The sequence below is a fragment of the Bradyrhizobium sp. 482_C4_N1_8 genome (genome assembly GCF_052075965.1).
Lineage (GTDB): Bacteria > Pseudomonadota > Alphaproteobacteria > Rhizobiales > Xanthobacteraceae > Bradyrhizobium > Bradyrhizobium barranii.
Genome location: NZ_CP197231.1, coordinates 1,829,602 through 1,855,201 on the forward strand (window position 1 = coordinate 1,829,602; position 25,600 = coordinate 1,855,201).

The 25,600-nt window shown below is 63.6% G+C and carries 20 protein-coding genes; 11 read left to right on the top strand and 9 right to left on the bottom strand.

Annotated elements, in window-relative coordinates; all coding sequences use genetic code 11:
* Positions 1 to 10: 10 nt before the first annotated feature.
* The 4 genes from AB7Z56_RS08595 to AB7Z56_RS08610 all read right to left on the bottom strand — a co-directional run bounded on the left by AB7Z56_RS08595 (position 11) and on the right by AB7Z56_RS08610 (position 4,338).
* On the bottom strand, positions 11 to 793 hold the full coding sequence (locus AB7Z56_RS08595; protein WP_063981441.1) for a hypothetical protein: 783 nt from the start codon (positions 791 to 793) through the stop codon (positions 11 to 13).
* 319 nt (positions 794 to 1,112) lie between these two features.
* Positions 1,113 to 2,186 carry a hypothetical protein gene (locus AB7Z56_RS08600; protein WP_063981442.1) on the bottom strand — a complete coding sequence of 358 codons (1,074 nt, stop codon included), beginning with the start codon at positions 2,184 to 2,186 and terminating at the stop codon, positions 1,113 to 1,115.
* Between the two features lie 102 nt (positions 2,187 to 2,288).
* Positions 2,289 to 3,800, bottom strand: a complete 1,512-nt coding sequence (locus AB7Z56_RS08605) for a flavin-containing monooxygenase (RefSeq protein WP_187387947.1) — start codon at positions 3,798 to 3,800, stop codon at positions 2,289 to 2,291.
* Positions 3,801 to 3,888: 88 nt separating this feature from the next.
* Positions 3,889 to 4,338 carry a cupin domain-containing protein gene (locus AB7Z56_RS08610; RefSeq protein ID WP_063981444.1) on the bottom strand — a complete coding sequence of 150 codons (450 nt, stop codon included), beginning with the start codon at positions 4,336 to 4,338 and terminating at the stop codon, positions 3,889 to 3,891.
* A 186-nt stretch (positions 4,339 to 4,524) separates the two neighbouring features.
* On the opposite strand from AB7Z56_RS08610, the gene AB7Z56_RS08615 reads away from it, so the two are divergent.
* Positions 4,525 to 5,550 carry an AraC family transcriptional regulator gene (locus tag AB7Z56_RS08615; protein WP_084795337.1) on the top strand — a complete coding sequence of 342 codons (1,026 nt, stop codon included), beginning with the start codon at positions 4,525 to 4,527 and terminating at the stop codon, positions 5,548 to 5,550.
* A 63-nt stretch (positions 5,551 to 5,613) separates the two neighbouring features.
* On the opposite strand, the gene AB7Z56_RS08620 is transcribed toward AB7Z56_RS08615, so the two are convergent.
* The 3 genes from AB7Z56_RS08620 to AB7Z56_RS08630 all read right to left on the bottom strand — a co-directional run bounded on the left by AB7Z56_RS08620 (position 5,614) and on the right by AB7Z56_RS08630 (position 9,042).
* Positions 5,614 to 6,261 (bottom strand): hypothetical protein, encoded by a 648-nt coding sequence (locus AB7Z56_RS08620; protein WP_187387948.1) that lies wholly within the window; start codon positions 6,259 to 6,261, stop codon positions 5,614 to 5,616.
* A gap of 163 nt (positions 6,262 to 6,424) precedes the next feature.
* Positions 6,425 to 8,275, bottom strand: coding sequence for an ATP-binding protein (locus AB7Z56_RS08625; protein WP_063981447.1), 1,851 nt, complete (start codon positions 8,273 to 8,275; stop codon positions 6,425 to 6,427).
* Between the two features lie 134 nt (positions 8,276 to 8,409).
* On the bottom strand, positions 8,410 to 9,042 hold the full coding sequence (locus AB7Z56_RS08630) for a cupin domain-containing protein (protein ID WP_063981448.1): 633 nt from the start codon (positions 9,040 to 9,042) through the stop codon (positions 8,410 to 8,412).
* A 203-nt stretch (positions 9,043 to 9,245) separates the two neighbouring features.
* On the opposite strand from AB7Z56_RS08630, the gene AB7Z56_RS08635 reads away from it, so the two are divergent.
* The 9 genes from AB7Z56_RS08635 (at position 9,246) to AB7Z56_RS08675 (ending at position 22,826) form a co-directional block, all read left to right on the top strand.
* The gene (locus AB7Z56_RS08635) at positions 9,246 to 10,937 is read left to right on the top strand and encodes a peptide ABC transporter substrate-binding protein (RefSeq protein WP_441256186.1); all 1,692 of its coding nucleotides are present in this window, start codon (positions 9,246 to 9,248) and stop codon (positions 10,935 to 10,937) included.
* A gap of 27 nt (positions 10,938 to 10,964) precedes the next feature.
* Complete coding sequence (locus tag AB7Z56_RS08640; RefSeq protein ID WP_441256187.1) at positions 10,965 to 11,915, top strand: ABC transporter permease; 951 nt, start codon at positions 10,965 to 10,967, stop codon at positions 11,913 to 11,915.
* A 2-nt stretch (positions 11,916 to 11,917) separates the two neighbouring features.
* Positions 11,918 to 12,793 carry an ABC transporter permease gene (locus AB7Z56_RS08645; RefSeq protein ID WP_063981451.1) on the top strand — a complete coding sequence of 292 codons (876 nt, stop codon included), beginning with the start codon at positions 11,918 to 11,920 and terminating at the stop codon, positions 12,791 to 12,793.
* Positions 12,794 to 12,848: 55 nt separating this feature from the next.
* Entirely contained in the window at positions 12,849 to 14,177 is a 1,329-nt protein-coding gene (locus AB7Z56_RS08650) for an NAD(P)/FAD-dependent oxidoreductase (protein WP_063981452.1), read from the top strand.
* Positions 14,178 to 14,190: 13 nt separating this feature from the next.
* A complete protein-coding gene (locus AB7Z56_RS08655; protein WP_063981453.1) occupies positions 14,191 to 15,117 on the top strand; it encodes a 2-hydroxyacid dehydrogenase in 927 nt (308 codons plus the stop codon).
* Between the two features lie 9 nt (positions 15,118 to 15,126).
* Complete coding sequence (locus AB7Z56_RS08660; RefSeq protein ID WP_094184520.1) at positions 15,127 to 16,995, top strand: ABC transporter ATP-binding protein; 1,869 nt, start codon at positions 15,127 to 15,129, stop codon at positions 16,993 to 16,995.
* 274 nt (positions 16,996 to 17,269) lie between these two features.
* Positions 17,270 to 18,193 carry a helix-turn-helix domain-containing protein gene (locus AB7Z56_RS08665; protein ID WP_063981454.1) on the top strand — a complete coding sequence of 308 codons (924 nt, stop codon included), beginning with the start codon at positions 17,270 to 17,272 and terminating at the stop codon, positions 18,191 to 18,193.
* Between the two features lie 473 nt (positions 18,194 to 18,666).
* On the top strand, positions 18,667 to 19,182 hold the full coding sequence (locus AB7Z56_RS08670) for a hypothetical protein (protein ID WP_063981455.1): 516 nt from the start codon (positions 18,667 to 18,669) through the stop codon (positions 19,180 to 19,182).
* Between the two features lie 314 nt (positions 19,183 to 19,496).
* Positions 19,497 to 22,826, top strand: a complete 3,330-nt coding sequence (locus tag AB7Z56_RS08675; RefSeq protein ID WP_441256188.1) for an adenylate/guanylate cyclase domain-containing protein — start codon at positions 19,497 to 19,499, stop codon at positions 22,824 to 22,826.
* 42 nt (positions 22,827 to 22,868) lie between these two features.
* On the opposite strand, the gene AB7Z56_RS08680 is transcribed toward AB7Z56_RS08675, so the two are convergent.
* Positions 22,869 to 24,092, bottom strand: coding sequence for a polyhydroxyalkanoate depolymerase (locus AB7Z56_RS08680; protein WP_187387949.1), 1,224 nt, complete (start codon positions 24,090 to 24,092; stop codon positions 22,869 to 22,871).
* A gap of 169 nt (positions 24,093 to 24,261) precedes the next feature.
* Here AB7Z56_RS08680 and AB7Z56_RS08685 point away from each other — a divergent pair, with 169 nt between their 5' ends.
* Positions 24,262 to 24,918: a glutathione S-transferase family protein gene (locus AB7Z56_RS08685; RefSeq protein ID WP_063981456.1), complete on the top strand. Its 657-nt coding sequence runs from the start codon at positions 24,262 to 24,264 to the stop codon at positions 24,916 to 24,918.
* Positions 24,919 to 25,198: 280 nt separating this feature from the next.
* Here AB7Z56_RS08685 and AB7Z56_RS08690 read toward each other — a convergent pair whose 3' ends face one another.
* Positions 25,199 to 25,423 carry a hypothetical protein gene (locus AB7Z56_RS08690; RefSeq protein ID WP_041953164.1) on the bottom strand — a complete coding sequence of 75 codons (225 nt, stop codon included), beginning with the start codon at positions 25,421 to 25,423 and terminating at the stop codon, positions 25,199 to 25,201.
* Positions 25,424 to 25,600: the final 177 nt, after the last annotated feature.

Sequence of the window (25,600 nt, forward strand, 5' to 3'; positions counted from 1 at the left end):
GTGGCCGTATTCAAAAGAACTCAAGCGAAGGAAAGTGATTGACCAGTCTGTCCCAGAGCGAGGACGGCGGCCGTGGCTGCCTTTTGGCATCCTGGAGGGACAGGCACCGCGGTGCCAGTCTCATTCCATAATAGAGGTTCGCTCCAGAGAGGCTCTGACCGCCCTGTATGCTGACAGTCGGATCGAAATTATTCCTTATCAAGTCCGTCGTTTGCTCCACGGAGCCTGCCGCTGAATTGTCATAGGCCGCGACGTATTTCGTCGACGCCTTGAGAACCCGCTGTCCCTGGCAAACGTATTCCCCGTTTTCCAGATAACGTTTCACTTCCCGATCGCAGGACTCGCGGCGGAACAGCTCCTCCGCGATGATTGATAGATCTTCAAGTGAGATTTCCAACACCTGAACGTCATCAAGCTCGAGCTTTACAGCTTCTGCCAATTTTGCATCGGTATGTGACTGAATCGAACGCACGACTTTTGAGTCGAGCGAATACTGTGTCTTTCGTAGCTCCGAAGTGACCTGGGTCGCTGAAGATGAAGTACGAGTGACGCCGACCAGCCGATCCGGCGAGACTTCGCACAGCATGTCGTAATCCTGGCCGTTCGGAGAGACATGATAGATGGAGCCTGGAGCGCGCAGGAGGACCGGTGGCGTTATCGGGTGAAAGCCGATAGCGGTGATTGCTTCGTTGAGCTTATTTGGGGGCGTGCGTAGATGTATCGCGGCCACGGATGCCAGTGGTGCGATGCTCACGATCGCGACTAATGCCCCCCACTTGACCAATGGGCGCATTGGAATTCTCCGCCGATTATCCGCAACAATAGTGTCCGCAGGGGCGCGCGCACGCGTTGGCCGAATCTGCAGGAACAGTCGTCGTGAGTGCGGCGAGAGTGAAAACAAAAAGCAGTGCTGCGAACTTCATGGCCTGTCCTCCTATGGATTGACAGATGTTCGCTCGGCTTGACGTCCGGAAACCCGCAACGCTTTGGCGCCGGGACGCGAGACATCTCCTTGCAAAACTACGCCCGGCATGGGGTCGCTGATATGAACTAGCTCACACTCTATCTATAATTGTGCTGAGTCTCGCGGGGCGTCGCCCTTCTGTATGTCCTCAGCGCCCCTTGATCTCCGAATATTTCACCATCGCGCGCTCGAACTTGCGGTTGAACAGCCACATCGCAGCGAGGATCTCCCGGAAGCTGGCCGAGTTGCGCGCCCGGTCGGCCTGTCCAAACGCGAAGATGCTGTTGTTGCGCAGGTGCTTCATAATCGTTGGACTGGACACCCTGTAATTCAGGAGATCGCCGGACTTGAGCGCGGACCGCGTCGGGGTCGGCACGATCTGGATCAGCTCGAACAGCTTCATCTGGTCGATCGGGTCGGGCAGTGTCTTCACGATTCCCGGAATCTCCGGGAAGACCTCCGCATGCGCGTTCATCAGGCCGTCGCGCACGTTGGTCCAGTGGTTGAAGCGATAGTCCGTGCCGCGGGCGCGCGCCTCTTCCTTGTCGTCGCGGGCGCTCAATTCGGGGTCGGCCGCCGCGATGTCTCCCTTGATGGCCTCCCATTTTCTGCGGCCGTTGCGGTCCTCGGACGGGCCGGTCTGGAAGCTGCCCATATAGGTGTTCGAGCGCCCGTTGCGGACATTCTGCTTGCCGTTGGTCTCGGCGAAGAACAGCCCGAGGCTGATCCGGCCCGCAGCTTCGGCGTGAGCCGGTGCAAGCCCCTTGGCGCGCGCGATCGCTGTGGCGAGATCGACGACGTCCTTGAACGGCGTCGCCGAGTTCTGCGCGCCCGCGGGCGGCGCCTCCATGACGTCGAACAGCTTTGAATATTCGTCGATCAGCGGCTCGATGTCGGCGTCGAAATAGGCCGGTGGTATCTCGAACTTGTTGGGCTTGCCGATCCGCGACGGCATGGCGTCGGTGAGATCCTTGTAAGCACTGATGACAGCGACGCGCGCCAGATAGAGCGCCTGTCCCGGCAGGTTCGGCAGCGGTTCCTTCGCCTCGATGTGTCGGCGCCGCTCGGCAAGGATGGATTTGAAATCGCCGAGCGCGCGATCATAGGTGGCGAGCGCCTCCGATTGCTTCGCGTTAGGCGTTTGTGCGTGGCTGACTGTGAACGTCGTGAGGATCAGCCCAAGCACCGCCAGGGCTATGGCGGCGTGACATCGTCGTCCCATGGCCGGTTCCCATGTGCCGGAGATTCGTCGGTCACGGGATCGTAAACATCAAACGCGCGGACTGGCGAGTTGCAAATCACGCACAGTCCGGGTTCTCCGACCTTACGCTGTGGCCCGGTACTCCGGCGCCGTCGCCAGGAACTTCGCATAGGCATCCGCATCCGGCGGCTGGAAGTGTCCGGCGAGCCCGCCGCGTTTCTGGTTCTTGGCGCCGATATCGGCCATGAGCTCGTCGAAATGGCGATAGTGATAGGGCGCGACGCAGAGGCCGCCATAGACGCCGGCGGCCGGCCGTTCGACCCGCTTGAAGTGCAGCATCATCTCGACATTGTCGCGCATCGCTTGCGCCGTCGGCTGGTTCGCGAGCTGTCCGTCGGCATAGCGCACCAGCCAGTTCGCCGCCAGATCAGCACAGAGAACGGTGCAGAACGACGAGTTGAAGCCGACGAAGCCCATCTCCGGCAGATCAGGGTTGGCGATCAGGCGGTAGAGCCGGTACTGCCCGTCCGCATCGACAAGTTTCTGCCGATAGGCCTCGGGCAGGAACGGCACGCCGAGCTTGTAGCCGATCGCGAGCACGGCGACGTCGGTCGCGACGCGCTCGCCGCCGCTCATCACGATGCTGTCGCCTTCATAGTGGTCGAAGCTGCCGAACACCGCCTTGATGCGGCCGTCGGCGACCATCGGGTAGAAGTCCGGCGTTGCGATCGGCACCGAGCAGTTGACGCCGTCCTCGATCCGCTCCTTCGGCACCATCTTGCACCGGTTCAGCTTGAGCTGCGCCTTCAGCAGGCTCTCCAGCCCGCGCCAGTTCGCCCAGATCAGCGGCGCGGCGATGCGGTGCGCGAGCCGTGCCATGGAGCTCGCGCCCCAGCCCGGAAACATCTCCTCCTGCGCGCGGATGTAAAGGATGCGCTTGAAGTTCACGAGCCCGCCGATGAAATAGGGAATGCGCCACACCGGCTCGCGCATCACGATGGTGACTTCGCGCGCGCCCGATTTCACCGCGTTCACGGCGATGTCGGTCGCCGACTTCGAGCCGCCGAGCACGACGACGCGCCGCCCTTTCGCCAGCGTCGGATCGCTGTATGTCGACGAATGCAGGATCTGGCCGCCCTGCGCCAGAAAGCCGTCCTCGCCCGGGCAATGCAGCTCGCGCGGCTCGTTGAACTGCCCGGTGCAGACCGCGACGAAATCGAAATTCTCGTTCGTGGTCGCGCCGTCCTTGCCTGATAGCGTGAGCGTCCAGCCCGGTTTGCCATCGGCGCGGCGCTCCATGCCGGCGACCCCAGTGTTGAGGCGCAGCATGTGATCGAGGCCAAAGTTTTTCGCATAGTCGCAGAGATAGGCATGGACCTGCGGCCCGGTGGGCCATTCCGGATAACTGTCCGGCATGGCGCGATCGGTGTAGCGGTAGAGCTCCTTCGGGCTCTGGGTCTGCACGTCAGGATAGGAGCGGGCCGGCTCCCAGACGCCGCCGAGATCGGCACTGCGCTCGACGATGGTGACGCGGTGGCCGTGGCTGGAGAACGCCTTTGCGGCGGCGAGGCCTGAGACGCCGGCGCCGATCACGCAGACATGCTTGGGGCTGACCATGGGATTCCTCGCGATCAATGTGTTTCGGGCGCAAGCGGCCACGTTCGGCCGCGATGCGCGGCCGGCGGACCTGCAAGCAGATGAAAGTGGACGGGGAGGCCGCTGCCTAGTCGTTGGCCTCGGGCGGCAGGAAGTCGACCTCGTGCAGCGCCGAGATGCGCACGACCTCGGCGGGGTCGGTCAGATTGTGGAGCTGGTTGAACAGCGCCTCCAGCTTCTGCATCGGCGAGACCCAGAACAGCGCGCGGCACGGCTTGTCGGACTTGTTGAAATAGCCGTGCGGTATGCCGCGCGGCATGCGCACCAGATCCCCGGCATGGGCCTTGACCCATTGGCCGTCGAGCTTGAGGTCGAGCGTGCCTTCCTGCACCAGGATGAACTCGTCCTGGGTCGGATGGATGTGCACCGGCACGAACTGGCCGGGCTCGCTGTTGGTCTCGAACGCGAAGGTGGAATCTGTGACGGCCTTGGGAAAATAGACCTGACCAAGGATGTTCCAGCTCTTGCCACCATAGCCCGTGCCAACAGCGGTTATGCCCTTTTCGAGTGCAGTCATGGCTCGCTCCTCATGGATTCCGGCGAGGATGGAGCTTCGACCCGTCGACGGTCGGTGTCTATCCGCTAAACGAATCCGGACGCGACTGTTGCCGTGCAGCATGATGATTTTGCGACGCGGCCCTTTCCGCGTTCGAGGAACCATTATAGGCTTAAAGCAATTCCGTGACGCGAAGCGTGGTCGATGATGTCCGCAGCCGTGCTGGAAATGACCGCAAGAACGTCTGCAGCCGAACGGCTTGCGGACTTCGCCCGCGTCACCACGGACGATGTCGACGAAGCGGCAGAGCAGATCGGACGCATCTTCTGCCCGCACAATCTCGAGCCGGTACGGCCGCGCGGACCCGGTTTCTCCGCCCGGCACAATTGCGCGGCGTTCGACGGCTTCTCCATCAACTATGTCGCCTATGGCGGGTCGGTGAGCATCGATCCCGGCTGCCTCGAGCGCTTCTTCCTGGTGCAGGTCCCGCTCACCGGCACCGCCCGCATTCGTGCCGGCGTCAGCGAAATCGATGCTGCGCCGGGCCGGACGGCGTCGCTGCTGTCGCCGACCATCCCGACCCGGATGATGTGGAGCGACTGTGCGCAGGCGATCCTGCTGCTCGACCGTCGCATGGTCGAGCAACGCGCTGCGTCGCTGTCGGGCAGGGCGGCCGGCCCGGTCGAGTTTGATGCCGCGATCGACCTCGACGCACCGGCGGGGCAGGCCCTGCAGACCAGCCTTGCCGAGCTGATGCTGCTCGCCGAGCGTCTCGGGCCGTCCGGCAGGCTTTCACCGGTCGCGATGGCCGATTGGCGCGAGGTGCTGCTCGATCATCTCCTCAATGGCCAGCGCCATGGCCTGTCGGATGCCATCAGGAGGTTCTCGGGGCAAGCCGAGCGTTTGCCGCGTGCACTGCGCGCCGCGCGGGACCATCTTGCGGAAAATGCCGGTGAGCCGCTCGACCTCGCGCAGCTCGCCTGCGCGTCCGGGATCGGCGTCCGCGCGCTCCAGCTCGGCTTCCGCCGCCACTTCGGCGTGTCGATCTCGGAGATGCTGCTCGACATGCGCCTCGCTGCTCTGCACGCCCGGCTCGCGCAGGCTTCGCCAGATGTCTCCATCACCGAGATCGCCTTCGATCTCGGCTTCACCCATCTCGGCCGCATGGCGGGTGCCTACCGCGAAAAATTCGGTGAGACGCCGTCGGCAACGCTGCGGCGAAGGATGAGCTAGCGAAAAGCGCCGCGCTTCCCGATCAACCTTTGTCGAAAAGCGAGCGACAAGGACAATGCATCATCATCTAAACATCGTCGCCTGGTTGACGTCACCCCAGCAATACTCGCCGTCGCAGTCCTTGAACTTGTCATTGATGGACCATTCCAGCATGCCGCCCCGCGTTGGAATTCGCACAGTCACGTTTCGCTTGTCGTCCCACAATGTCAGGAAGTGCGGTGTGAAGCTCGTCTCCGTATATGTATAGAGAGCTGAGTTATCCCTCAGAAGCCTTTCTTGCCAGACGCCGGCTGCAATTCGCTCGATGGTGCTTTTCGGGAGGTCATAGCGCTTGATGGAATCGAGGTATTTCTTCGATCCCGTGTCTTGGGCAATTGATATTTGTAGTGGCCATCCAAGCAGGATCGACGACATGATCGATGTCGCTCCCAGGATGAGAGCGACGGTTGCAAACCAGGACAAGACCTTCACCTGGAGCCGCGCATTTTGCGCAAGAGGATTGGCGTTGGCAGTCGTCCCAATCTCTAAGTTGACGACGATGAACATCAGCAAAATGAAGAACATCAGGCCAGCCATAGCGTAACCTGCGACTTCGGGGGCTATCGACAATGCCGCTGTCGTCGCGACCGCGACCACACCGCTTGCTCCCAGTGCCCACTTATAGGTGTTCGGCGTTTGCTCTTTGAATTGTTGATTTGCGACGTCCGCCATGGGCTGGTCCTCGAATGATGTCAAGTAGGGCTTAGGTCTTCAAAACGTCTGGCGTCTGAAATGGTAGGTTGTCCGGGGCAGACAATATTCCGGCCGCCCGCACAGGTTGCAAGAGAATTGTGCATAAGCCATCGTTGGCTCGGTCCGGCCGGCCAGCGGAAACCTACGTCTTCCGCGATCGAGTCGCGCCGTCTTCCAATGCCTGCCTGCGTAAAAAGCCCTCAACATCCGCCTGCACCGAGTACGGCGTCGGGATCGGATCGCCCGCGGCGTCAACGGCGGTGTCGAGGGAGCGGCGCAGCATGCGCGCGAGCTCGGCTTTTCGGTACGGCTTTGCCAGAAGCGGCGCGCCCATGGTGGCACGCCCCTGCGCGTGCAGCGAATCGTAGGCATAACCCGACGTCAACAGCACCCGCAGCGAGGGCCGCGCGGCCACCATCTGTTCGGCGAGCTCGCGTCCGTTGACGCCGCCGGCCATCACGATGTCGGTGAAGAGCAGATCAAACGGCGCGCCGTCGGCCACGATGGCGAGCGCTTCGGTCGCGTTGGCGGCGGAGATGACCTTGTAGCCGAGGCTTTCGAGCTGGACGGTGACATATTGGCGGACGTCGCGATCGTCCTCGACGCAAAGGATGGTTTCCGTGCCGCCCACGACCTTGCGCTCGTCATAGCCGGCCGGACGGAGCGTACTGGTCTCGGCCTTCGGCAGGTAGATCGTGAAAATCGTGCCGCGGCCTTCTTCGGACGTGACCTTGATGCCGCCGCCGGACTGCTTGACGAAACCGAACACCATGCTGAGGCCGAGCCCGGTGCCCTTGCCGACATCCTTGGTCGAGAAGAACGGATCGAAGATGCGTTCGAGAATGGCTTGCGGAATGCCCGTGCCGGTATCGGCGATCTCGATCTCGACATAGTCGCCGGCATAGCCGGCGCCCACCGCGACGGCCTCGCGCACGCCGAACACCACGTTGCGCGTCGTCAGCGTGAGCTTGCCGCCATCCAGCATCGCGTCGCGTGCGTTGATCGCGAGGTTGAGCAGCGCCGCGCTCAGTTGGCCGCGGTCGGCGAAAGCCAGCCAGACGTTGCGGTCAAGCCTGGACACGATCTCGATCTTCTTGTCGAAGGTCGCCAGCAGCAGCTTTGCCACCTCTTCGAGCAGCTCGTTGACGTCGATCTCGGCCGGCTGGAGCGCCTGCTTGCGGGCAAAGGACAACAGGCTCGACGTCAGCGCGGCGCCGCGATCGGCCGCTTCGCTGATCAGCTTGGTGATGGTCGCAAGCGGCGGGTCGTCCTTCACGGCGTCGGCGAGGATCTCGATCGTCCCCGTGATCACGGTGAGCATGTTGTTGAATTCGTGCGCGATGCCGCCGGTGAGCTGGCCGACCGCCTCCATCTTCTGGGCCTGGATCAGCTGCTCCTCGGCGGCGCGCTTCTGGGTGACGTCCTTGACGAAATTGTTGATGATGGTGCGCCCGCCGAGCTGGAGCGCCGTGCTCGACGCCTCGATCAGGATCTGGTCGCCGTTCCGATGCAGCAGCGTCGCTTCGAACCGGATGCCGATCGGCGTATCCGACAGTTCCGGCAAAAGCCGCATCATGCGTTGCCTGAAGCCGTCGCGGAGCGACTCGGCGATGAGGAGGTTGACGACGTCGGCGCCGAGCGCCTCCTTGCGCGTCCATCCGGTGAGGGCCTCGGCCTGGACACTCCATTCCAGGACGATGCCGTTCGCATCGGTCTGAACGAAAGCGTCGAGCGCGGTCTTGATGACGGCCTGGGTCATCTGTGCGCTGGCCTGGGCCTGCTCGGCCAGTTGCGCGGCGGCGCGTTTGTCCTGCGCCGTTTCGATCGCGCGCGTGCACAGCCGTGCGAGCAGGACCGCGACGGCGCCGCTTACCAGCAAAGCGACGACCTGGGCCAAGCCGAACCCGGTCCCGGCATAGGAGGCGAGGAGGGCCGCGGCGGTCACGGCGACCTGCGCGGCCATCGCGAGTGTCAGAAGCGGTCTGAGTTTCATGGTCTCACACCAGCGACGTCAATCGCGGGACCCTCGCGTTCGCGCTGTAGATTGCTCCGGCTTCACGTCAGCTACAGGCTCCGCGAGCCTGCGTCGAGGGGCAATTTCCGGCGGGGCGCCGGCGTTCCTCGCGCTCAACCTGCCGGCGAATCGGTCTGGCGCAGCGTCGTGACCCAGATCACACGCGCGGCCTGCTGGGTCGGGTTGTCGAACATGTGCGGCACGATGCTCGGAAAGCGGAAACTGTCGCCGGCCTCGAGCAGATGAGCCTGGTTGTCGAGCCACAGCCGCAGGCTGCCGGACAGGATGTACCCGGCCTTCTCGCCGGTGTGCTGCAAGAAGTCGGTGCCGGACGAGGCGCCGGGGTTGAGCGTCAGCTCGTAGAGTTCGAGCTGGCCCTCGTCTGCCGGCGTCAGCGCTTCCTTGACGACGCCGCTGGCGGTGAGCCGCAACAGGCGCCGGCTGTTCTTGCGCACGATGTAGCGCTGCACGTCGGCGGGATCGGTGGTCTCGAAGAAATAGGAGATGGGAACGTCGAGCGCGATGCTGAGCAGGCGCAGCGTCCGTATCGACGGCATGGCCCGCGCGCGTTCGAGCTGGCTGATCATGCCGTTGGAGAGCCCGGTCTTGGTGGCGACGTCCTGGATCGAGAGGCCGGCGCGCTGCCGCAGCAGCCGCACGGTTTCGCCGAGCCGCTGGTCGACCGCATCGTCAGCCTCGATCGCCGGGGCGTCCTTCGGGCTGTTGGTCTCGCCGCGACCATCCATGTCGCTCTCCCATGCATTGCCTCGCCGCCGGAATGGCCGGCGGCGTGAAAAGGTCGCGCATCCTAGCAATGTGATTGACAGCTGTATTTAGTCATGATGAACTTTTGACTGAAAAATTTAGAAGCACTAAAGCCCACTCCTGTCCCTTTGCCGGGTCTCGGGGGCGCGGGAGACGGTGCCGTGTGCGGGAACGGAGACTGGTCATGGCAGACAGCACCGGCAAGTTCGGCGTTGGCGGACTGCGTCATCTCGGCATTCCGAATCGCCGACAATTCTTCCAGCTCGGCGCGGGTGCCGCGGCGGGATGGACCCTTGCAGGCAACGCCTTTGCGCAGAGCGAACGCCCGACCAATCCGCCGGACAAGCCGCGCAGGCAGGTGATCGCGGCGCTGTCGCAGGAGCCGACCGTCTTCCATCCGCTGATGCCTGGCATCGAGGTCGATCAGGGCATCTGGTGGCAGGTGTTCTCGCCGCTCTGGTTCATCGAGCCCGATGGCAAGTTCGTTCCCGACCTCGCGCGCGAAGTCCCGACCATCGAGAATGGCGGCCTGTCGGCCGATGGCCTGACCTGGAAGATCAAGCTGCGCAGCGACGTGAAGTGGCATGACGGCAGGCCGTTCACGGCCGAGGACGTGAAGTTCTCGCTGGACCTGATCAACAATCCCGACTTCCGCGTCCGCAACCGCGTCGGCCACAACCTCGTCAAGGACATCAAGGTCGTCGCGCCCGACGAGATCCACTGGCGGATGGAGGCTCCCTATTCGCCCTACATGTCGATCCTGTCGCTCACCTTCATCGTGCCGAAGCACATCCTGGAGAAGCTGTCGGATCCGAACGCCTCGCCGTTCCACAATGCGCCTGTCGGCACCGGGCCGTTCCGCTGGGGCGAGCGCGTGCCCGGCGACCACATTCAATTGAATGCCCACGCCGGCTACCACGGCAAGGGACCTTACGTCGAACGCGTGGTCTTCAAATACATCCCCGACCTCACCGTCCTCTACACCCAGTTCCGCACGGGGCAGGTCGACTACACCGGCCTGCAAGGCATTTTGCCGAATTTCGTGCAGGAGGCGAAGACGCTGAAGGGCCGCAAGATCTTCGTCTCCGCGACGTCGTCGGTGGAGCACGTCGCGCCCAATCTCGAATTCGGCCCCTTCGCCGATCGCGCGGTGCGCGAGGCGCTCTACCTTGCCATCAACAAGCAGGCGATCATCGATGCGCTGAACTACGGTCTGCCGACGCAGACCGAGAGCTTCGTGCCGCAACAGGCCTGGTCGTTCCAGCAGGGCCTGCCGCAACACAAATACGATCCGGCCAAGGCCAACGCGTTGCTCGACGCGGCCGGATGGACCCGGGGCTCCGGCGGCATCCGCGAGAAGGGTGGGGTCAAGCTCGAATTCACCAACTCGACGACGTCGGGCAATGCGGTGCGCGAGCAAACCCAGCAGCTCCTGATCCAGGACTGGCGCGCGATCGGCGCGGCGATGCGGGTCAACAACATGCCGGCCGCCGTGATCTGGGGCGATTTCTGGCAGCAGTCGAAGTTCAATTCGGTGCTGGTGTCCGTGAACTTCATGCTCGGCAGCGACCCCGACGTGACGCCGCGCTTCGGCTCCGGCGCTATCCCTGCCAAGGGCGGCCGTGGCTTCAACACCTATCAGTACAACAGCGCCGAGGCCGATCGTCTGCTTGCCGAGGGCGCCAGACAGTTCGATCTCGCCCAGCGCAAGACGACCTATGGCGATCTGCAAAAGCTGATCCGCAACGACCTCGCCATCCTGCCGCTGTTCCAGGGTTTTATCGCCGAGGGCGTGAAGGAGGGGCTGCAGGGCTTCCGTCCCAACATCAACACGTCCATCAATTGCTGGAACATCCGCGAATGGTACTGGGCCTGATGCCTCAGGCTCGCTGGATCGCCTGAGATGGCCCGTTACGTCGTCAACCGCCTGGCGCAGGCGATCATGCTGCTCGTGATCGTCTCCGCGATCGGGTTTGCCATCCTGCATCTGGCCCCCGGCGGTCCGCTGTCGCAATACGCGGCGTCCGCGCAGATGACGCAGGAGGACCTCGACCGCGTCACGAGGCAGCTCGGCCTCGATCGCCCGTTGCCGATCCAGTATCTCGACTGGTTCGGCCGTATGCTGAGAGGCGATTGGGGCAAGTCCTATCGCGACGGCGAGGCGGTGCTGTCTGTGATCTCCTCCCATCTCGGCGCCACGCTGGAGCTGATGGCGACGGCGACGATCATCGCGGTTTTGCTCGGCTGCTGGATCGGCGTGCTAGGCGCGCTGCGCCGCTATTCGCTGTTCGATACGCTGGCGACCGTCGGCGCCATGATCGCGCTGTCGATCCCGACCTTCTGGTTCGGCCTGGTCACCATCTACGTGTTCTCGGTGAAGCTCGGCTGGCTGCCGGCCGGCAATCGCCAAACGGTCGGCGATGGCTCCTTCCTCGACCTGCTGCATCATCTGATTGCGCCGGCGCTGGTGCTGGCGCTGGTCGAGACCGCGATGTGGGGTCGCTTCATGCGCTCCTCCATGCTCGAGGTGATTAACCAGGACTACATCCGAACCGCGCGCGCCAAGGGCATGCCGGAATTGCGCATCCTCACCGTGCACGCGCTGCGCAACGCCCTGCTGCCGATGATCACTGTGGCCGGCCTCCAGTTTCCGACGCTGCTCGGCGGTGCGCTGGTCGCCGAGACCGTGTTCACCTGGCCCGGCATGGGCCGGCTGTTCCTGGATTCCATCGGCTACCGCGATTATCCCGTGGTGATGGGCATCCTGATGTTCTCGGCGACCATGGTGCTGATCGGCTCGCTGCTTGCCGACATCCTCTATGCCGTCGTCGATCCGCGCATCCGGGTGGGCTAGGAATGACGGCTGCGACCCTCTCGACCGCTCAGCTCGCGCCCGGCCAGGCCGCATGGCGGCGCTTTCGCCGGCACCGGCTTGCGCTTGCGGGGGCTGTCATCATTCTGGTTCTCGTCCTCGGCTCGGCGTTCGGTCCCTATCTGCTGCCGTTCGACGACACCCATATCGACATCATGAAGCGGTTCGCGCCGCCCTTGTCGGGTGCGCATATCCTCGGCACCGACGAACTTGGCCGCGATGTGCTGGCGCGACTGATGATGGGCGGACGCGTCTCGCTCACGATCGGCATCGTCGCGATGGTGATCGCGATGGCGGTGGGAATCGCCGTCGGCGCCTTTGCCGGCTTCTATGGCGGCGTGGTCGGCGCGGTCCTGATGCGGCTGGTCGACGCCGTGCTGTGTTTCCCGACGATCTTTCTCCTGCTGGCGCTGGCGGCGCTTACCGAGCCCGGCCTGATCACCACGACCGTCCTGATCGCGGCGACCGCCTGGATGTGGGTGGCCCGCGTCGTCGAGGCCCAGGTGCGCTCGCTGCGAGAACGTGAGTTTGCGGTTGCTGCGCTCGCCTTCGGCTCGTCGAACCTGCGGATCATGTTTCGCGAGCTCGTGCCCAATGCGATCGCGCCAATTGTGGTCGCGGCGACGCTGAACGTCGCCAAGGCGATCCTGCTGGAATCCTATCTCAGCTACCTCGGCTACGGCGTCCAGCCGCCGGCCGCGAGTTTGGGCAACATGCTCAACAACGCGCAGATCTATCTCACCAGCGCGCCGTGGCTTGCGATCGTGCCGGGCGTCGCCATCACGCTCGCGGTGACGAGCTTCAATTTCCTCGGCGACGGCCTGCGCGACGCGCTCGATCCGCGAATGAATATCCCATGACGAGCCTGCCCCCGAGCCGACTTGCTTCGATCGAACTGAATAGCTGGAGTGTCCCATGTCCCCGCCGCTCACCCGTATAAACAGCGACGAACGCCTGCCGGCGCAGGTGGACGTCGTCGTCATCGGCGGCGGCGTCATCGGCGTGTCCGCGGCCTACCATCTGGCAAAGAAGGGTCTCTCCGTCGCCCTCGTCGAGAAAGGCCATGTCGGCGGCGAGCAGTCGAGCCGCAATTGGGGTTGGTGCCGCCAGCAGGGCCGCGCCCGTGAGGAGATCCCGCTGGCCCGCGAGGCGCTCCGGCTGTGGGAGGACATGCAGAACGACGCCGGTGTCGATGCCGGCTTCCGCCGCACCGGCGTGCTGTTCCTGACCAAAAGCAAGGACGAGCTGGCCAGTTGGGAGCGATGGGCCGCAACGGCGCGCGAGATGCAGGTCCACTCGACCGTCCTGACGCCGGCGGAAGTCGCCGAGCGCCTGCCCGGCAATTCCGAGAAATGGGTCGGCGGTCTGCACACGCCGAGCGACGGGCGCGCCGAGCCGTCGATGGCCGTGCCCGCGCTCGCCACCGCTGCACGCAAGCACGGCGTGACCATCCACCAGGGCTGCGCTGCACGCGGGCTGGAAACGCAGGGCGGACGGGTCAGCGCCGTCGTCACCGAGAAGGGCACCATTCGCACCCAGTCCGTGCTGCTGTCGGGCGGCGCGTGGTCGTCGCTGTTCTGCCGCCGTCACGGCATCGAGCTGCCGATCGGTCTCGTCAACGCCACCGCATGCCGAACCACGCCGGGACCGGAGATCACGTCCGGCGCGCTCGGCACCGACTTCTACTGTATCCGTCGCCGCCTCGACGGCGGCTTTACACTGGCGCTGCGCGGCCGCGGCACGGTCGAACTGTCGCCAGACCTGTTCCGCTACGCGCGCACCTTCTGGCCGACCTACCTGCATCGCAAGAACGGGCTGAAACTGTCGTTCGGCAAGTCGTTCTTCGACCAGATCGTGCGCGGCACGAGCTGGAGTTTGGACAAGCCGTCGCCGTTCGAGACCGAGCGTGTGCGCGATCCGGCGCCTGACATGTCGCTGGTCAACGCGGCGCTGGCTTCGCTGATCAAGTCGAATCCCGAATTGAAGGACATCGAGATCGCGGAAGCCTGGGGCGGCACGATCGACTGCACGCCGGACACCATTCCTGTGATCTCGCCGGTCGATGCCTTGCCCGGCTTCTTCCTCGCGACGGGCTTCTCCGGCCATGGCTTTGGCATCGGTCCTGCGGCCGGCAAGCTCGCCGCCGACATCGTGACCGGCGCGACGCCGCTGGTCGATCCCGCGGCCTACAGCCACAAGCGCATGATCGACGGCCGGCGTCTCGCGCCGGTCAGCCCGTTCTGAGAGTGCTGGTGGCATGACGGTTCTCTACAAGGCCAACATGGTTCGCGGCGCCGAATGGGCGCGCTTCTTCGCCGAGCGCGCGCCCGATGTGTCGTTCCGGCTCTGGCCCGACATCGGCGATCCCGCAGAGGTGCGCTACCTGGTGGCGTGGGTACCGCCGGACGACATCGCGACGACCTTTCCCAATCTCGAGCTGGTCTTTTCGGTCGGTGCTGGCGTGGATCAGTTCGATGCCACAAAACTTCCACCGCACATACCGCTCGTCCGCATGCTGGAGCCCGGCATCGCCGAGACCATGGTGGAATACGTCACCATGGCCGTGCTCGCCCTGCATCGCAATCTCCTGCACTTCATCAGCCAACAGAAGGAGCAGGTCTGGCGCGAGATCCGGATCACGCCGGCCAAACGTCGTCGTGTCGGCGTGATGGGGCTCGGCCAGCTCGGCCAGGCCGTGCTCGACCGGCTCAAGGCGTTCGACTTTCCGCTTCTCGGCTGGAATCGTTCGCCGCGCGCGATTGAAGCCGTCACCTGTTACGCCGGTACGGACACCTTGCCAGAGTTTCTCGCGCAGGCCGACATTCTCGTCTGCCTGCTGCCGCTGACCGACGAGACCCGCGGCATCCTCAATGCCGATCTGTTCGCGCGCCTGCCGCGCGGAGCAGGGCTCGTCAATGTCGGGCGTGGCCCGCATCTCGTCCAATCCGATTTTCTCGCGGCGCTCGACAGCGGCGCACTGTCCGGTGCGGTGCTCGACGTTGCCGATCCCGAGCCGCTGCCGGCCGGCCATCCGTTCTGGAGCCATCCGCGCATCCTGCTGACGCCGCACAATGCCAGCATGACGACGCCTGATACGGCCGTCGATTTCGTGCTCGACGTCATCGCGCGCCACCGCCGCGGCGAAGATCTGCCGGGGCGCGTCGATCGCAGTCGCGGCTATTAGGGCAATCGCATGAGCACCGGCGCAAGCAGGCCTGATCCGATCGTTGCCGAAGCGCAGGCGCCCGTGTTGTCGGTCGCGGGCCTGACCACGTCCTTTCTGCGCGAGCGGCAATGGATTCCCGTCGTCCGCGACGTGTCGTTCGATATCGCGGCCAAAGAAACCGTGGCGATCGTCGGCGAGTCCGGTTCGGGCAAGAGCGTCACCGCGCTTTCCATCATGCGGCTCATTCCGAAGGAGAGCGGCCGGGTCGAGGGGCGCGTCACGCTCGCGGGCCGCGATCTGCTGACGCTGTCCGAAGCGAGCATGACGGATGTTCGTGGTAACGATGTCGCCATGATCTTCCAGGAGCCGATGACGAGCCTCAATCCGGTGCTCACCATCGGCTTCCAGATCGCCGAGGCGCTGATCCAGCATCGCGGCCTGTCGCGCGCGGCGGCGGAGGCCGAGACCATCCGTCTGCTCGATCGCGTCCGCATTCCCGCGGCGGCATCACGCTTCCACGAGCATCCGCATCGTTTCTCCGGTGGCATGCGCCAGCGCGTGATGATCGCGATGGCGCTCGCCTGCAAGCCGAAGCTGTTGATCGCCGACGAGCCGACCACGGCACTCGACGTCACCATCCAGGCGCAGATCCTGGAGCTTCTGAAGGAGCTCCAGCAGGAGGAGGGGATGTCGATCCTCTTCATCACCCACGATATGGGCGTGGTCGCGGAGATCGCGGACCGTACCGTGGTGATGTATGGCGGGCAGGCGGTCGAGACCGATGCGACCGCGCGCATCTTTGCTGCGCCCTCGCATCCCTATACGAGCGCGCTGCTCGCGGCCGTACCGCGCCTCGGCTCGATGGGCGGGCGGACGCGGCCGATGCGGTTTCCGATCGTCGACAAGGTGACGGGCACCTCGGACGAGCCGACGGAGACACCTGAAACGGTCTCAACCGCCGAGCGGCCGCTGCTCGAAGTCTCCAACCTCACCACACGCTTTCCGATCCGCTCCGGCTTGTTCGGCAAGGTTTCGGGCCGCGTCCACGCGGTCGAGAACATCTCCTTCACCCTGCGCGCCGGCGAGACGCTGGCGCTGGTTGGCGAATCCGGTTGCGGCAAATCGACGACAGGCCGTTCCATCCTCAAGCTGACGGAGCCGGACAGCGGCACCGTCCTGGTCGACGGCCAGGACGTCCTCGCCATGAACGCCCGGACCTTGCGCGACTTCCGCAAGCAGATGCAGATCGTATTCCAGGATCCGTTCGCGAGTCTCAATCCGCGCATGTCGGTGGGGACGGCGATCGCAGCGCCGCTGCTCGCCAACGGTCTCGCGACTGCCTCACAGGCACGAGACAAGGTGGCCGATCTGCTCGTACGCGTCGGCCTGACCGCGGATATGGCCGCGCGCTTTCCGCACGAATTCTCAGGCGGCCAGCGCCAGCGCATCTGCATTGCGCGCGCGCTCGCGCTCGGGCCGAAGCTAATCGTTGCGGACGAAGCGGTCTCCGCCCTCGACGTCTCGGTCAAGGCGCAGGTCGTCAACCTGATGCTCGACCTCCAGGCCAGCATGGGCCTTGCCTATCTCTTCATTTCCCACGATATCGCGGTGGTCGAACGCATGAGCCATCGCGTCGCGGTGATGTATCTCGGCGAGATCGTCGAGACCGGCCCGCGCGCAGCCTTGTTCGGCAATCCGCAGCATCCCTACACAAAGAAGCTGATGGCCGCGGTGCCCGTGCCCGATCCATCGCGCCGCGGCACGAAGCGCGAGACCTCGAACGACGAGATCAGAAGCCCGGTGCGCGCACCGGATTATCAGCCGCCGGTCCGGCAGTATCGCGAAGTCTCGCCCGGCCACGTCGTCCAGGTCTGGGGCGAGGAATGGTCGGCCTAGCGGCGCAAAGGCGCGCAGCGGATGCTTTCCAGAACGCACGATAAAATCGTGCCATGATCTGCCGCACACGTTAACGGTGTTGTCCTTCGCGATGCCAAGCCTGTGAAATCGTGCTGAAATCACAATGAATTCACCTCGTCGCGACGGAGTGCGACCGGCTGCCACAATCTATATGCTAATCCGGCGAAGCTGGACCGTCGGTCGTCGATCTCCGATAATGCATCGACTCGGAAAGGCCGACGCAGACGTGCCTTTCACGGATGGAATATTGATAATGACACAAGCAGGCGTCTACGGGCAGAGGCTCGGGCGGGGCCTTCACGTGAAGGAAGCTCCGGTTCTGATCACGCGCTCGCTGCGCAGCGCGGAGCTTGCGGTCACCGAAGTCCGCAATGACAAGCCGACGTCCGAACTTTCCGGCTCGTTGCCGGCTGAAGATGCTTACCTCGTCAGCCTGAAACTCCGCGACTATCCCGCTTGCGAATGTTGGGAGGAAGGCCGCTACGTCACCAGGGAGGATATTCGTGCGGGCGCGACCTATCTGTACGACCTCAAGCGCGACCCGCGCTATGTGATCGACAAGCCGTTTCACTCGCTCTTCTTCTATCTGCCGCGCTCGGCCCTTCACGACATGGCAAGGCAACCCGGCGCGCCGCGCATTGGCGAGCTCAGTTACGAGCCCGGTGTGGGCCATGACGACGGGGTCATCCGTCATATCGGCGCCAGCTTGCAGGAAGCACTGCGTCGGCCTGACGAGACCAACCAGCTTTTCGTCGATCACATGATGCTCGCGCTCACCGCCCACGTCGCCCAGACCTATGGCGGGCTGAAGCCTGTCGCAGAGCCTAACCGTGGTGGCCTCGCGCCATGGCAGGTGAAGCGCGCCTGCGACCGGCTCGACTCCGATCTCTCAGGCAAGGTCGCGTTGGAGCAGATCGCGACCGAGCTCGGCCTTTCGGTCAGCCACTTTTCACGTGCATTCCGGATCTCCACCGGCCTGCCGCCGCATCAATGGCTGCTGCGCCAGCGCGTGAAGGCGGCCACGCAGCTGATGACCGTCCGCAACCTGCCGTTGTCCGAGATTGCGATCTCGGCCGGATTTGCCAATCAAAGCCATTTCACGCGGGTGTTCACCCAGATGGTCGGCGTCAGTCCGGGCGCATGGCGCCGCGAAACCCATGGCGGGCGGGACGAGTAGAGCGTTTTCGCGTCAAAATCAGAATCCAAATCAGTGCCGCTTCGCCAGCGAGATCGCCATCTGACGTGGCGCAACGCGGGACAGCTTGCGAACTCACGGCGCCTGTCAGTTCGCGCTTCTGCGCTCCCGCGTATGCAACGATGCAAACTTAGTCCTCCTGAGATCGTGACTGGATGGAGCGACAGGGAACAGGAGTATGTGAACAGTCTCATAGTCCATCACTCTCTTTTCGAGCTAACTCTCCCCCAAGAAATTGCTGCACCCAGAGCTGACTGACAGACACGGGTGAGATGCAATGCCTGCGAAGCCGCGAGCTCGCAGCTTTGGACTGGCTCTCGTCTTGGTTACGAGCAAGCCAGCCCCATCACTCAGCCACATCTTTTGGAAATTGGAATCAAGGGCATCGCGAAGCGCGTCCACGCAGCTTCTAATCGGGGTCGGCCGGTAGGCTGCTACTTATTGAGGAGCCCCCAATGAAGATAGGCAACGCAGTTTTCAGCGCATTTTCCCTAACGAGGTACGCCGGTAATCTTGGGATCGCCCGTTCCAGTCTTATCAAGTCGGCCCATCTCCTCGAAAGAATTGGGCTAGCAGCCGTTGGGGCCTCTTGCGGCCTCTATGTGGGTGCGACCCTGTTGCGTCAGAAAGGCGGGCTTTTTGAAAGCGGCTGGATCGTGCTGCTAACAATGCTCTACGGAGCTCTCAGCTATTATGTTGGAATTGATTTGTCCCGGTCTGTCGCTCGGAGGTCGATTTCGAGCACCTCGGAAGAATACAACGGCTCTGAGGTTGCTGAGATCATGAGTGCGGCCGGTACGTTCGGCGCGGCGATTGCAGCAACTCTGTCCGTCAGCATCCTTGTCCTTGATCAAAGCCTACCCAATGCGCTGATAGCGTTTCTCGCCGGCTGTTGGGTCGTTGGGTCTTCGCTTCAAGTTGCGGCGGGAACGATGGCGCGCAACTACGTAGTGCCCAAGGATGAAGAATGAAGACAATTGTGCTCACGGAAAAACGTCTGCTTGGCGTCGTGATGTGGGCACCAGTGCCAGTGCTGACGTCAGGTCTGAAGGCGAGTGGTTGACGGCTCATCGCAACTTCTGTCGTTCAACGCTGCGTGCAGACGATTTTTAGTAGCGCGACCGTTTGCATCGAGCAATGTCCTTGCTTGGAAGCGGCATCGGTACTGAGCAACCTAAGTTATCGCGCAACAAACAAGACGTGCCATCATGGTGGCGTTGGGATATTGTCCCCGCGCCGTGGTCCAAAATTCTGCTAACCGCCAACCGCACGATCGGTGGAGCCAATGCAGATTGCGGAGTGGCTCGAGAAGCTGGGGCTTGGACAATACGCAGAGCGTTTTGTCCAAAATGGGATCGACATGGGCGTCCTTCCCGAACTGATGGCCGAGGACTTCGATAAGCTCGGAGTCCTGCTTGGCCATCGCCGCAAAATGCTGCGTGCCATTGCCGACCTCGATCCAGCCGCGTTGATCGCATCGCCGGCTCCTCCTCACGACGCCGAGCGGCGTCACCTGACCGTTATGTTTTGCGACCTGGTCGGCTCGACTGCGCTCTCCGCGCGTCTCGATCCCGAGGATATGTGGGAAGTGATCCGGGCCTACCGCGCCGCCTGCGCGAGCGTCATCGCTGCTTATGACGGCAGGATCGCCAGGTTCGTCGGTGACGGCATACTGGTCTATTTCGGCTATCCCCGCGCCCACGAGGACGATGCGGAGCGCGCAGTGCGAGCGGGCCTCGACACCATCGCTGCGGTCGGGCGACTGAGGACGGGCGCCACCGAACGGGTTGAACTGCGGATCGCAATCGCGACCGGGCTTGTGGTGGTCGGCGACCTCATCAGCGGCGATGCGTCGGAGGAGCACGCAACGGTCGGCGATACACCAAACCTTGCAGCCAGGCTTCAGAGCCTGGCGGAACCGGGAGTGGTCGTCGTCGCCTCGTCGACGCGGCGGCTGCTTGGCGATCTCTTCACTTTTCGCAATCTCGGCCGTCGCGAGGTCAAGGGGATAGCCGAACCCATCGCGGTCTGGGCGGTCGAGGGGGCGGCCGCATCGGAAAGTCGCTTCGAGGCGGTCCGCGCGGCGCGTTCGATCGGCTTTGTCGGTCGCAGGGAGGAGATCGAATTCACGCTCTCGCGCCAGCGGTTGGCATGGCAGGGGCAGGGCCAGATGGTGTTGATCTCCGGCGAAGCAGGCATCGGCAAGTCGCGCATCGTCGCAACGCTGTGCGAAAATCCCGCGTTGGGGGCGCACCGCCGGGTGCGATATCAGTGTTCGCCCTACCACACCAACAGCGCGCTTCATCCCTTTGTCGCGCAGCTGGAGCGCGCAGCCGGTATCCGCTCGCACGACACGCCGGGGCAAAAGCTCGACAAGCTTGAGGCAATGCTGGCGCTTGGAACGCAACAGGTCGCCCGGGCGACACCGCTCATTGCGGCTCTCCTTTCGATTCCAACCGGCGACCATTATCCGCCGCTTGGTTTGAGCCCGGCGCAGCAGCGGCGACAGACATTTGCCTCGCTTCTCGATCAGCTCGAGGGGTTGGCGCGAGAGCAACCCCTGCTGGTTATCTGCGAGGATATGCATTGGGCCGATGCCACGACACTTGAACTGTTCGATCTCGGGGTCGACCGGATCAGGGGACTGCCGATACTCATGCTCATGACAACCCGGCCAGAGTTCGAGCCCTCCTGGTCGGGCCTCGCCAACGTCAGCCTGTTGCGGCTCGACCGGCTCGACCGGCAGGACACGCGTGCGCTGGTCGAGCAGGTGACCGTTGGCCGCCAGCTGCCGCGCGAGATGATGGAGCAGATCATCGACAAGACGGACGGCATCCCGCTATTCGTCGAGGAACTGACCAAGATGGTGCTGGAGTCCGGACTGCTCGTCGAGGATTCCGGACGCTATCGCCTCGATAGTCCGCTCCCGCCGCTCGCTATTCCCGCGACGCTGCAGGATTCGCTGATGGCGCGGCTCGACCGGCTGGCTCCCGTCAAGGAGGTAGCGCAGATAGGCGCCGCCATCGGCCGCGACTTTTCATACGCGCTGCTAAGATATGTGACAGGACGCGATGATCTGACGCTGAGCGCTGCGCTGGGGCAACTCGAAGAGGCGGAACTGCTGGTGCGTCGCGGGACACCGCCCGACGCAAACTATAGCTTCAGGCACGCTCTCGTTCAGGAAGCGGCCTATGAAGGCCTGCTCAAGAGCAAACGGCAGGTGCTTCACAAGCGGATCGGCGATGTCCTGCGCGAGAAGTTTCCCGTCGTTGCCGAGACTGAGCCGGAAGTTCTGGCACACCACTTCACCGAGGCGGGGCTGAGCGAGATCGCCCTCGAATGGTGGCGCAAGGCGGGCCAGCAAGCGCTGAAGCGCTCGGCCTATTCCGAGGCGATCGCGCATCTCGGCAAGGCGATTGCGTCCGCCGATGAGGTGACGGATGATCCCCGCCGGATGATGAGCAGGCTGCATCTTCAAATCGAGTATGGCCGTGCATTGCGAGGCAGCCTCGGCCATAGCGCTCCCGAAACGGTAGCCGCATGGACGCGTGCCCGACAGTTCGCTGCCGACATCAATGATCCCGTCGAACTCGCGCCGGTCCATTCGGGTCTTTTCAATGCTTGCCTGACACACGGCGAACTCGCTCCGATGCTGGAGCTGGCGGATGCCATCAGGAGCGCCGCCGACCGACGACCGGATTCACCGGTGGCCGCCGTCGTTGCACATTGGACGGGCGGGGTCACCTGCTGGTTCGGCGGTGACTACTTGAACGCGAGGATGCATCTCGAGCAGGCACTCGAGATCTATGGTGCCGAGCCGGATCCCGCGACGTTCAGGGCTTCGGCACTGGATCTCCCGTTCGTGATCATGAGGTTTCTTGCCCTGGTGCTTTGGCCGCTTGGCAAGATCGCGCGCGCACGCCGCCTCGCCGCCGAAGCGGTGAGTGCTTCGGGAGAAAAGCGGGCGCTGTCCCAGGCCAACGCGCTGGTTCATCGCGCTGTGTTCGACGGACTATGCGGAGGCATGTTGCAGCAAACGGAGACGATCCTGGCGCTCGGTCTCGCGCGCGACCACACGATGCCGTTGTATGTGGCCGCCGGCACCTATCTGAATGGCCTCGCCAAGTGGCGTGCAGGCGACCAAATGACCGGACTGACGGAAATGCGTCGCGGCTGGACTTTGCTGCACGAGAATGACTGCTATCTCTGTGAGCCGTTTTGGGGGATGCATGTCGCCTTGGCGAACGCAGCGTCGGGCCAACTCGAAACCGGGCTGGAAATCTTGAGCGAATTGATCGCGTGGACCGGGCAATCCGGCCAGCATTGGCTTGATGCCGAGCTGCATCGCGCCCGCGGCGAGCTTTTGTCGCGTCTTGATCCTTCGGACGAAGCCAGTGCCGAAGCTTCCCTCAACCGAGCGCTTGAGATCGCACGACACCAGCAGACGAAGACTTTCGAGCTGCGCAGCGCCCTTGGACTTGCTCGCCTGCACAAGAGAAATGGCCGAGCAGGCGGGGCATCCGAAATGCTCGCTCCCGTGCTGGCCGAATTCGATGCGGAGCGAAATCTTTCTGAAGTCGTGGAAGCGAAAGAGCTGGTCGAGCAAGTGCATTAGGCACGTGCCGTTTGCCCCCAGTCTGGGGACAGGGAATGACAGTCAGGAATTCACGTGCACGAAATCCCGCAGCAGCGGATAGATCTCGTTATTCCACCGCTTGCCCGAGAACACGCCGTAATGGCCGACGCCGGCCTGCATGTGGTGGACGCGGCGATAGGCGCGCACACCGGTGCAGAGGTCTTGCGCGGCGAGCGTCTGGCCGATCGAGCAGATGTCGTCCTTCTCGCCTTCGACCGTCATCAGTCCCATGCGGCTGACGGCCTTGGTGTTCACGGGACGGCCACGGTGCATCAACTTGCCCTGCGGCAACAGGTGCTCCTGGAACACGTCACGCACGGTCTCGATGTAGAACTCGGCCGGCAGGTCCATCACGGCGAAATATTCGTCGTAGAAGGTCTTGATGCTCGCGGCCTTCTCCTTCTCGCCCTTGGCGATATGGTTGGCGAGATCCATGTGCTGCTTGATGTGGCGCTCGAGATTCATCGAGACGAACGCCGTGAGCTGCACGAAGCCGGGATAGACCTTGCGGAGCGCGCCGCGGCATTGCACCGGCACGTAGTTGATCAGGTTCTGCTCGAACCAGTCGATCGGCCTGCTCTTGGCGAACTCGTTGACCCTGGTCGGCTGGATGCGCGTGTCGATCGGGCCTGCCATCAGCGTCAGCGTCGCAGGCCGCGAGGGGTGGTTGCCCTCGCACATGACCGCGGCGGCCGCCAGTGCCGAGACCGAGGGCTGGCAGATCGCGACCATGTGCGGACGCGGGCCCAATTGGCCGAGGAAGTCGATGAGATGATCGGTGTAATCGTCGAGCCCGAAGCGGCCTTCGCGGCGTGGAATGTCGCGCGGATTGTGCCAGTCGGTGATGTAGACGTCGTGATCCTGCAGCAGCGTTTTCACGGTGCCGCGCAGCAGCGTGGCGAAATGGCCCGACATCGGCGCCACCAGCAGCATGCGCGGCTGCTCCGGCACGCCGTCCTTCCTGAAGTGCAGCAGCGAGCCGAACGGCGTCGCGTAGGCGACCTCCTCGGTGACGCCGACCTCACGGTTGCCCACCATCACGCTGTCGATGCCGTAGGCTGGACGGTGATAGGTGAGGGTGGAGCGGGAGATCAGCTCCAGCGCGGCGGAGAGCCGGCCGACGACCTGGTCCGATAGGCCCTGCGGCACCAGATTGAGGAATCTGAGCGCGGACGAAGCTCCCGCCCGCCACGGCGCGGTGAGGTCCATATGGTTCTGAAAGGCCTGATAATACATCGACATCATACTGAAACGCCCACCCTCCCGTGCTGTCATGCAATATCGAAGCCAAACGGGAGCCCTACCGCCCTCAAAACTGGCACATCGCTTGCTCCTCCTTTTGCGGGAAGCACAGGTCATGAGCACTCCCGCGGGCCGGGCGGCGTGCAAGTCACAGGCGTAGGGAATGGGCCATATGGCGAAGGCGACACTGACGATCAGCAGCAAGAACTATTCGTCCTGGTCGCTGCGCGGCTGGCTGCTGACGAAATTTTCCGGGCTCGATTTCGAGGAGATCGTCACCGCGCCGGACGATGCGTCGGCGCGCGCTGAAATCCTGCTGCTGTCGTCGTCGATCCTGGTGCCGTGCCTGCGCCACGACGGCGCCGTGGTCTGGGATACGCTGGCGATCGCCGAATATCTCAACGAGGCGATGCCGGATGCCGGTCTGTTGCCTGATGACCGCGTCCAGCGGGCGCATTGCCGCTCGATCTGCGGCGAAATCCATTCCGGCTTCACGACATTGCGCGCTTCGCTGCCGGTCAATCTGAAGGGGCACTTCCCCGGCTTCAAGATCTGGTCGCGCGCGCAGGCTGATATCGACCGCGTCTGGTCCATCTGGCGCGACTGCCTGGAGAAATCAGGCGGTCCCTTCCTGTTCGGCGCGAGGCGCACCATGGCGGATGCGATGTATGCCCCCGTGGTGACGCGCTTCGTGACCTATGACGTCAACCTCGAGCCGCCGCTGAAGGCCTATGCCGATACCATCATGGCCATGCCCGAGATGAAGGAATGGATCGCGGCGGCCAAGGACGAGCCGGCCGAGATCGAGGAGCTCGAGGTCGAATATTAGGCAGGCTTGGCGCCCGCCTGCCTGTTTTGGGAGCGAGGCCCGGGCTGCCGCACCCGGCAGCCATGTCTTTGAAGCCGTTAACTTTTAGCACCCGTGGCCGGCTCGGGCCGGCCCATATGCTGCGCAGATATTGTATACGCGTGCGGGCTTGTTGCGACATCTAGCCGTGAACAGCCGCGTACACGGCGTTTCGGCTGATTCGGACGTGATTCGTTCGGGCCGCGTTCCGTTCGTTAAGGCAGAGCGCGGCCCCGTTGCATTTTGAGACAGACGCCGCTCGTCAGGCGAAGCCCGAGTGCTTGGCGCGCGGCACGCGCCAGCCGATGACAGTGGCCTCCACCGGGACGCCGGCCGCGTCGTTCTGCCAGCGGCCCTCGACATAGCGGCAGGCGAACGGCAGTTGATACGTTCCGCTGTGGTCCTCGCACAGCACCTCCACCGGCAGGCCAGGTGGCGGTTCGCCGGCGCCATCGAATTCCGCCAGACGTCTATCGCGCGTTGCCATTCCAAAAATCTCCCCTAATCAAAGTCGCGGAAAGAGCGCCCACTTTCTTCCGCGCACGGTTCACTGATCCCCGTCCAAGGGAACAAGCCAAGCTCAACGCGAGAATGCGGTACGAGTGTGGTAGCCTCCGGCGTCGGCGAGCAAAAAGCGCACATTGCCGTGATTGATTTGGACGAG

What these genes read in the sequence shown, in the direction of transcription:
- AB7Z56_RS08640 (WP_441256187.1), top strand. Translation starts at nt 10,965, where the DNA reads ATGGCCCGTTACGTCGTCAACCGCCTGGCGCAGGCGATCATGCTGCTC.
- AB7Z56_RS08610 (WP_063981444.1), bottom strand. Translation starts at nt 4,338, where the DNA reads ATGACTGCACTCGAAAAGGGCATAACCGCTGTTGGCACGGGCTATGGT.
- AB7Z56_RS08625 (WP_063981447.1), bottom strand. Translation starts at nt 8,275, where the DNA reads ATGAAACTCAGACCGCTTCTGACACTCGCGATGGCCGCGCAGGTCGCC.
- AB7Z56_RS08680 (WP_187387949.1), bottom strand. Translation starts at nt 24,092, where the DNA reads ATGATGTCGATGTATTATCAGGCCTTTCAGAACCATATGGACCTCACC.
- AB7Z56_RS08685 (WP_063981456.1), top strand. Translation starts at nt 24,262, where the DNA reads ATGGCGAAGGCGACACTGACGATCAGCAGCAAGAACTATTCGTCCTGG.
- AB7Z56_RS08595 (WP_063981441.1), bottom strand. Translation starts at nt 793, where the DNA reads ATGCGCCCATTGGTCAAGTGGGGGGCATTAGTCGCGATCGTGAGCATC.
- AB7Z56_RS08655 (WP_063981453.1), top strand. Translation starts at nt 14,191, where the DNA reads ATGACGGTTCTCTACAAGGCCAACATGGTTCGCGGCGCCGAATGGGCG.
- AB7Z56_RS08645 (WP_063981451.1), top strand. Translation starts at nt 11,918, where the DNA reads ATGACGGCTGCGACCCTCTCGACCGCTCAGCTCGCGCCCGGCCAGGCC.
- AB7Z56_RS08650 (WP_063981452.1), top strand. Translation starts at nt 12,849, where the DNA reads ATGTCCCCGCCGCTCACCCGTATAAACAGCGACGAACGCCTGCCGGCG.
- AB7Z56_RS08675 (WP_441256188.1), top strand. Translation starts at nt 19,497, where the DNA reads ATGCAGATTGCGGAGTGGCTCGAGAAGCTGGGGCTTGGACAATACGCA.
- AB7Z56_RS08635 (WP_441256186.1), top strand. Translation starts at nt 9,246, where the DNA reads ATGGCAGACAGCACCGGCAAGTTCGGCGTTGGCGGACTGCGTCATCTC.
- AB7Z56_RS08660 (WP_094184520.1), top strand. Translation starts at nt 15,127, where the DNA reads ATGAGCACCGGCGCAAGCAGGCCTGATCCGATCGTTGCCGAAGCGCAG.
- AB7Z56_RS08690 (WP_041953164.1), bottom strand. Translation starts at nt 25,423, where the DNA reads ATGGCAACGCGCGATAGACGTCTGGCGGAATTCGATGGCGCCGGCGAA.
- AB7Z56_RS08630 (WP_063981448.1), bottom strand. Translation starts at nt 9,042, where the DNA reads ATGGATGGTCGCGGCGAGACCAACAGCCCGAAGGACGCCCCGGCGATC.
- AB7Z56_RS08620 (WP_187387948.1), bottom strand. Translation starts at nt 6,261, where the DNA reads ATGGCGGACGTCGCAAATCAACAATTCAAAGAGCAAACGCCGAACACC.
- AB7Z56_RS08615 (WP_084795337.1), top strand. Translation starts at nt 4,525, where the DNA reads ATGTCCGCAGCCGTGCTGGAAATGACCGCAAGAACGTCTGCAGCCGAA.
- AB7Z56_RS08665 (WP_063981454.1), top strand. Translation starts at nt 17,270, where the DNA reads ATGACACAAGCAGGCGTCTACGGGCAGAGGCTCGGGCGGGGCCTTCAC.
- AB7Z56_RS08600 (WP_063981442.1), bottom strand. Translation starts at nt 2,186, where the DNA reads ATGGGACGACGATGTCACGCCGCCATAGCCCTGGCGGTGCTTGGGCTG.
- AB7Z56_RS08670 (WP_063981455.1), top strand. Translation starts at nt 18,667, where the DNA reads ATGAAGATAGGCAACGCAGTTTTCAGCGCATTTTCCCTAACGAGGTAC.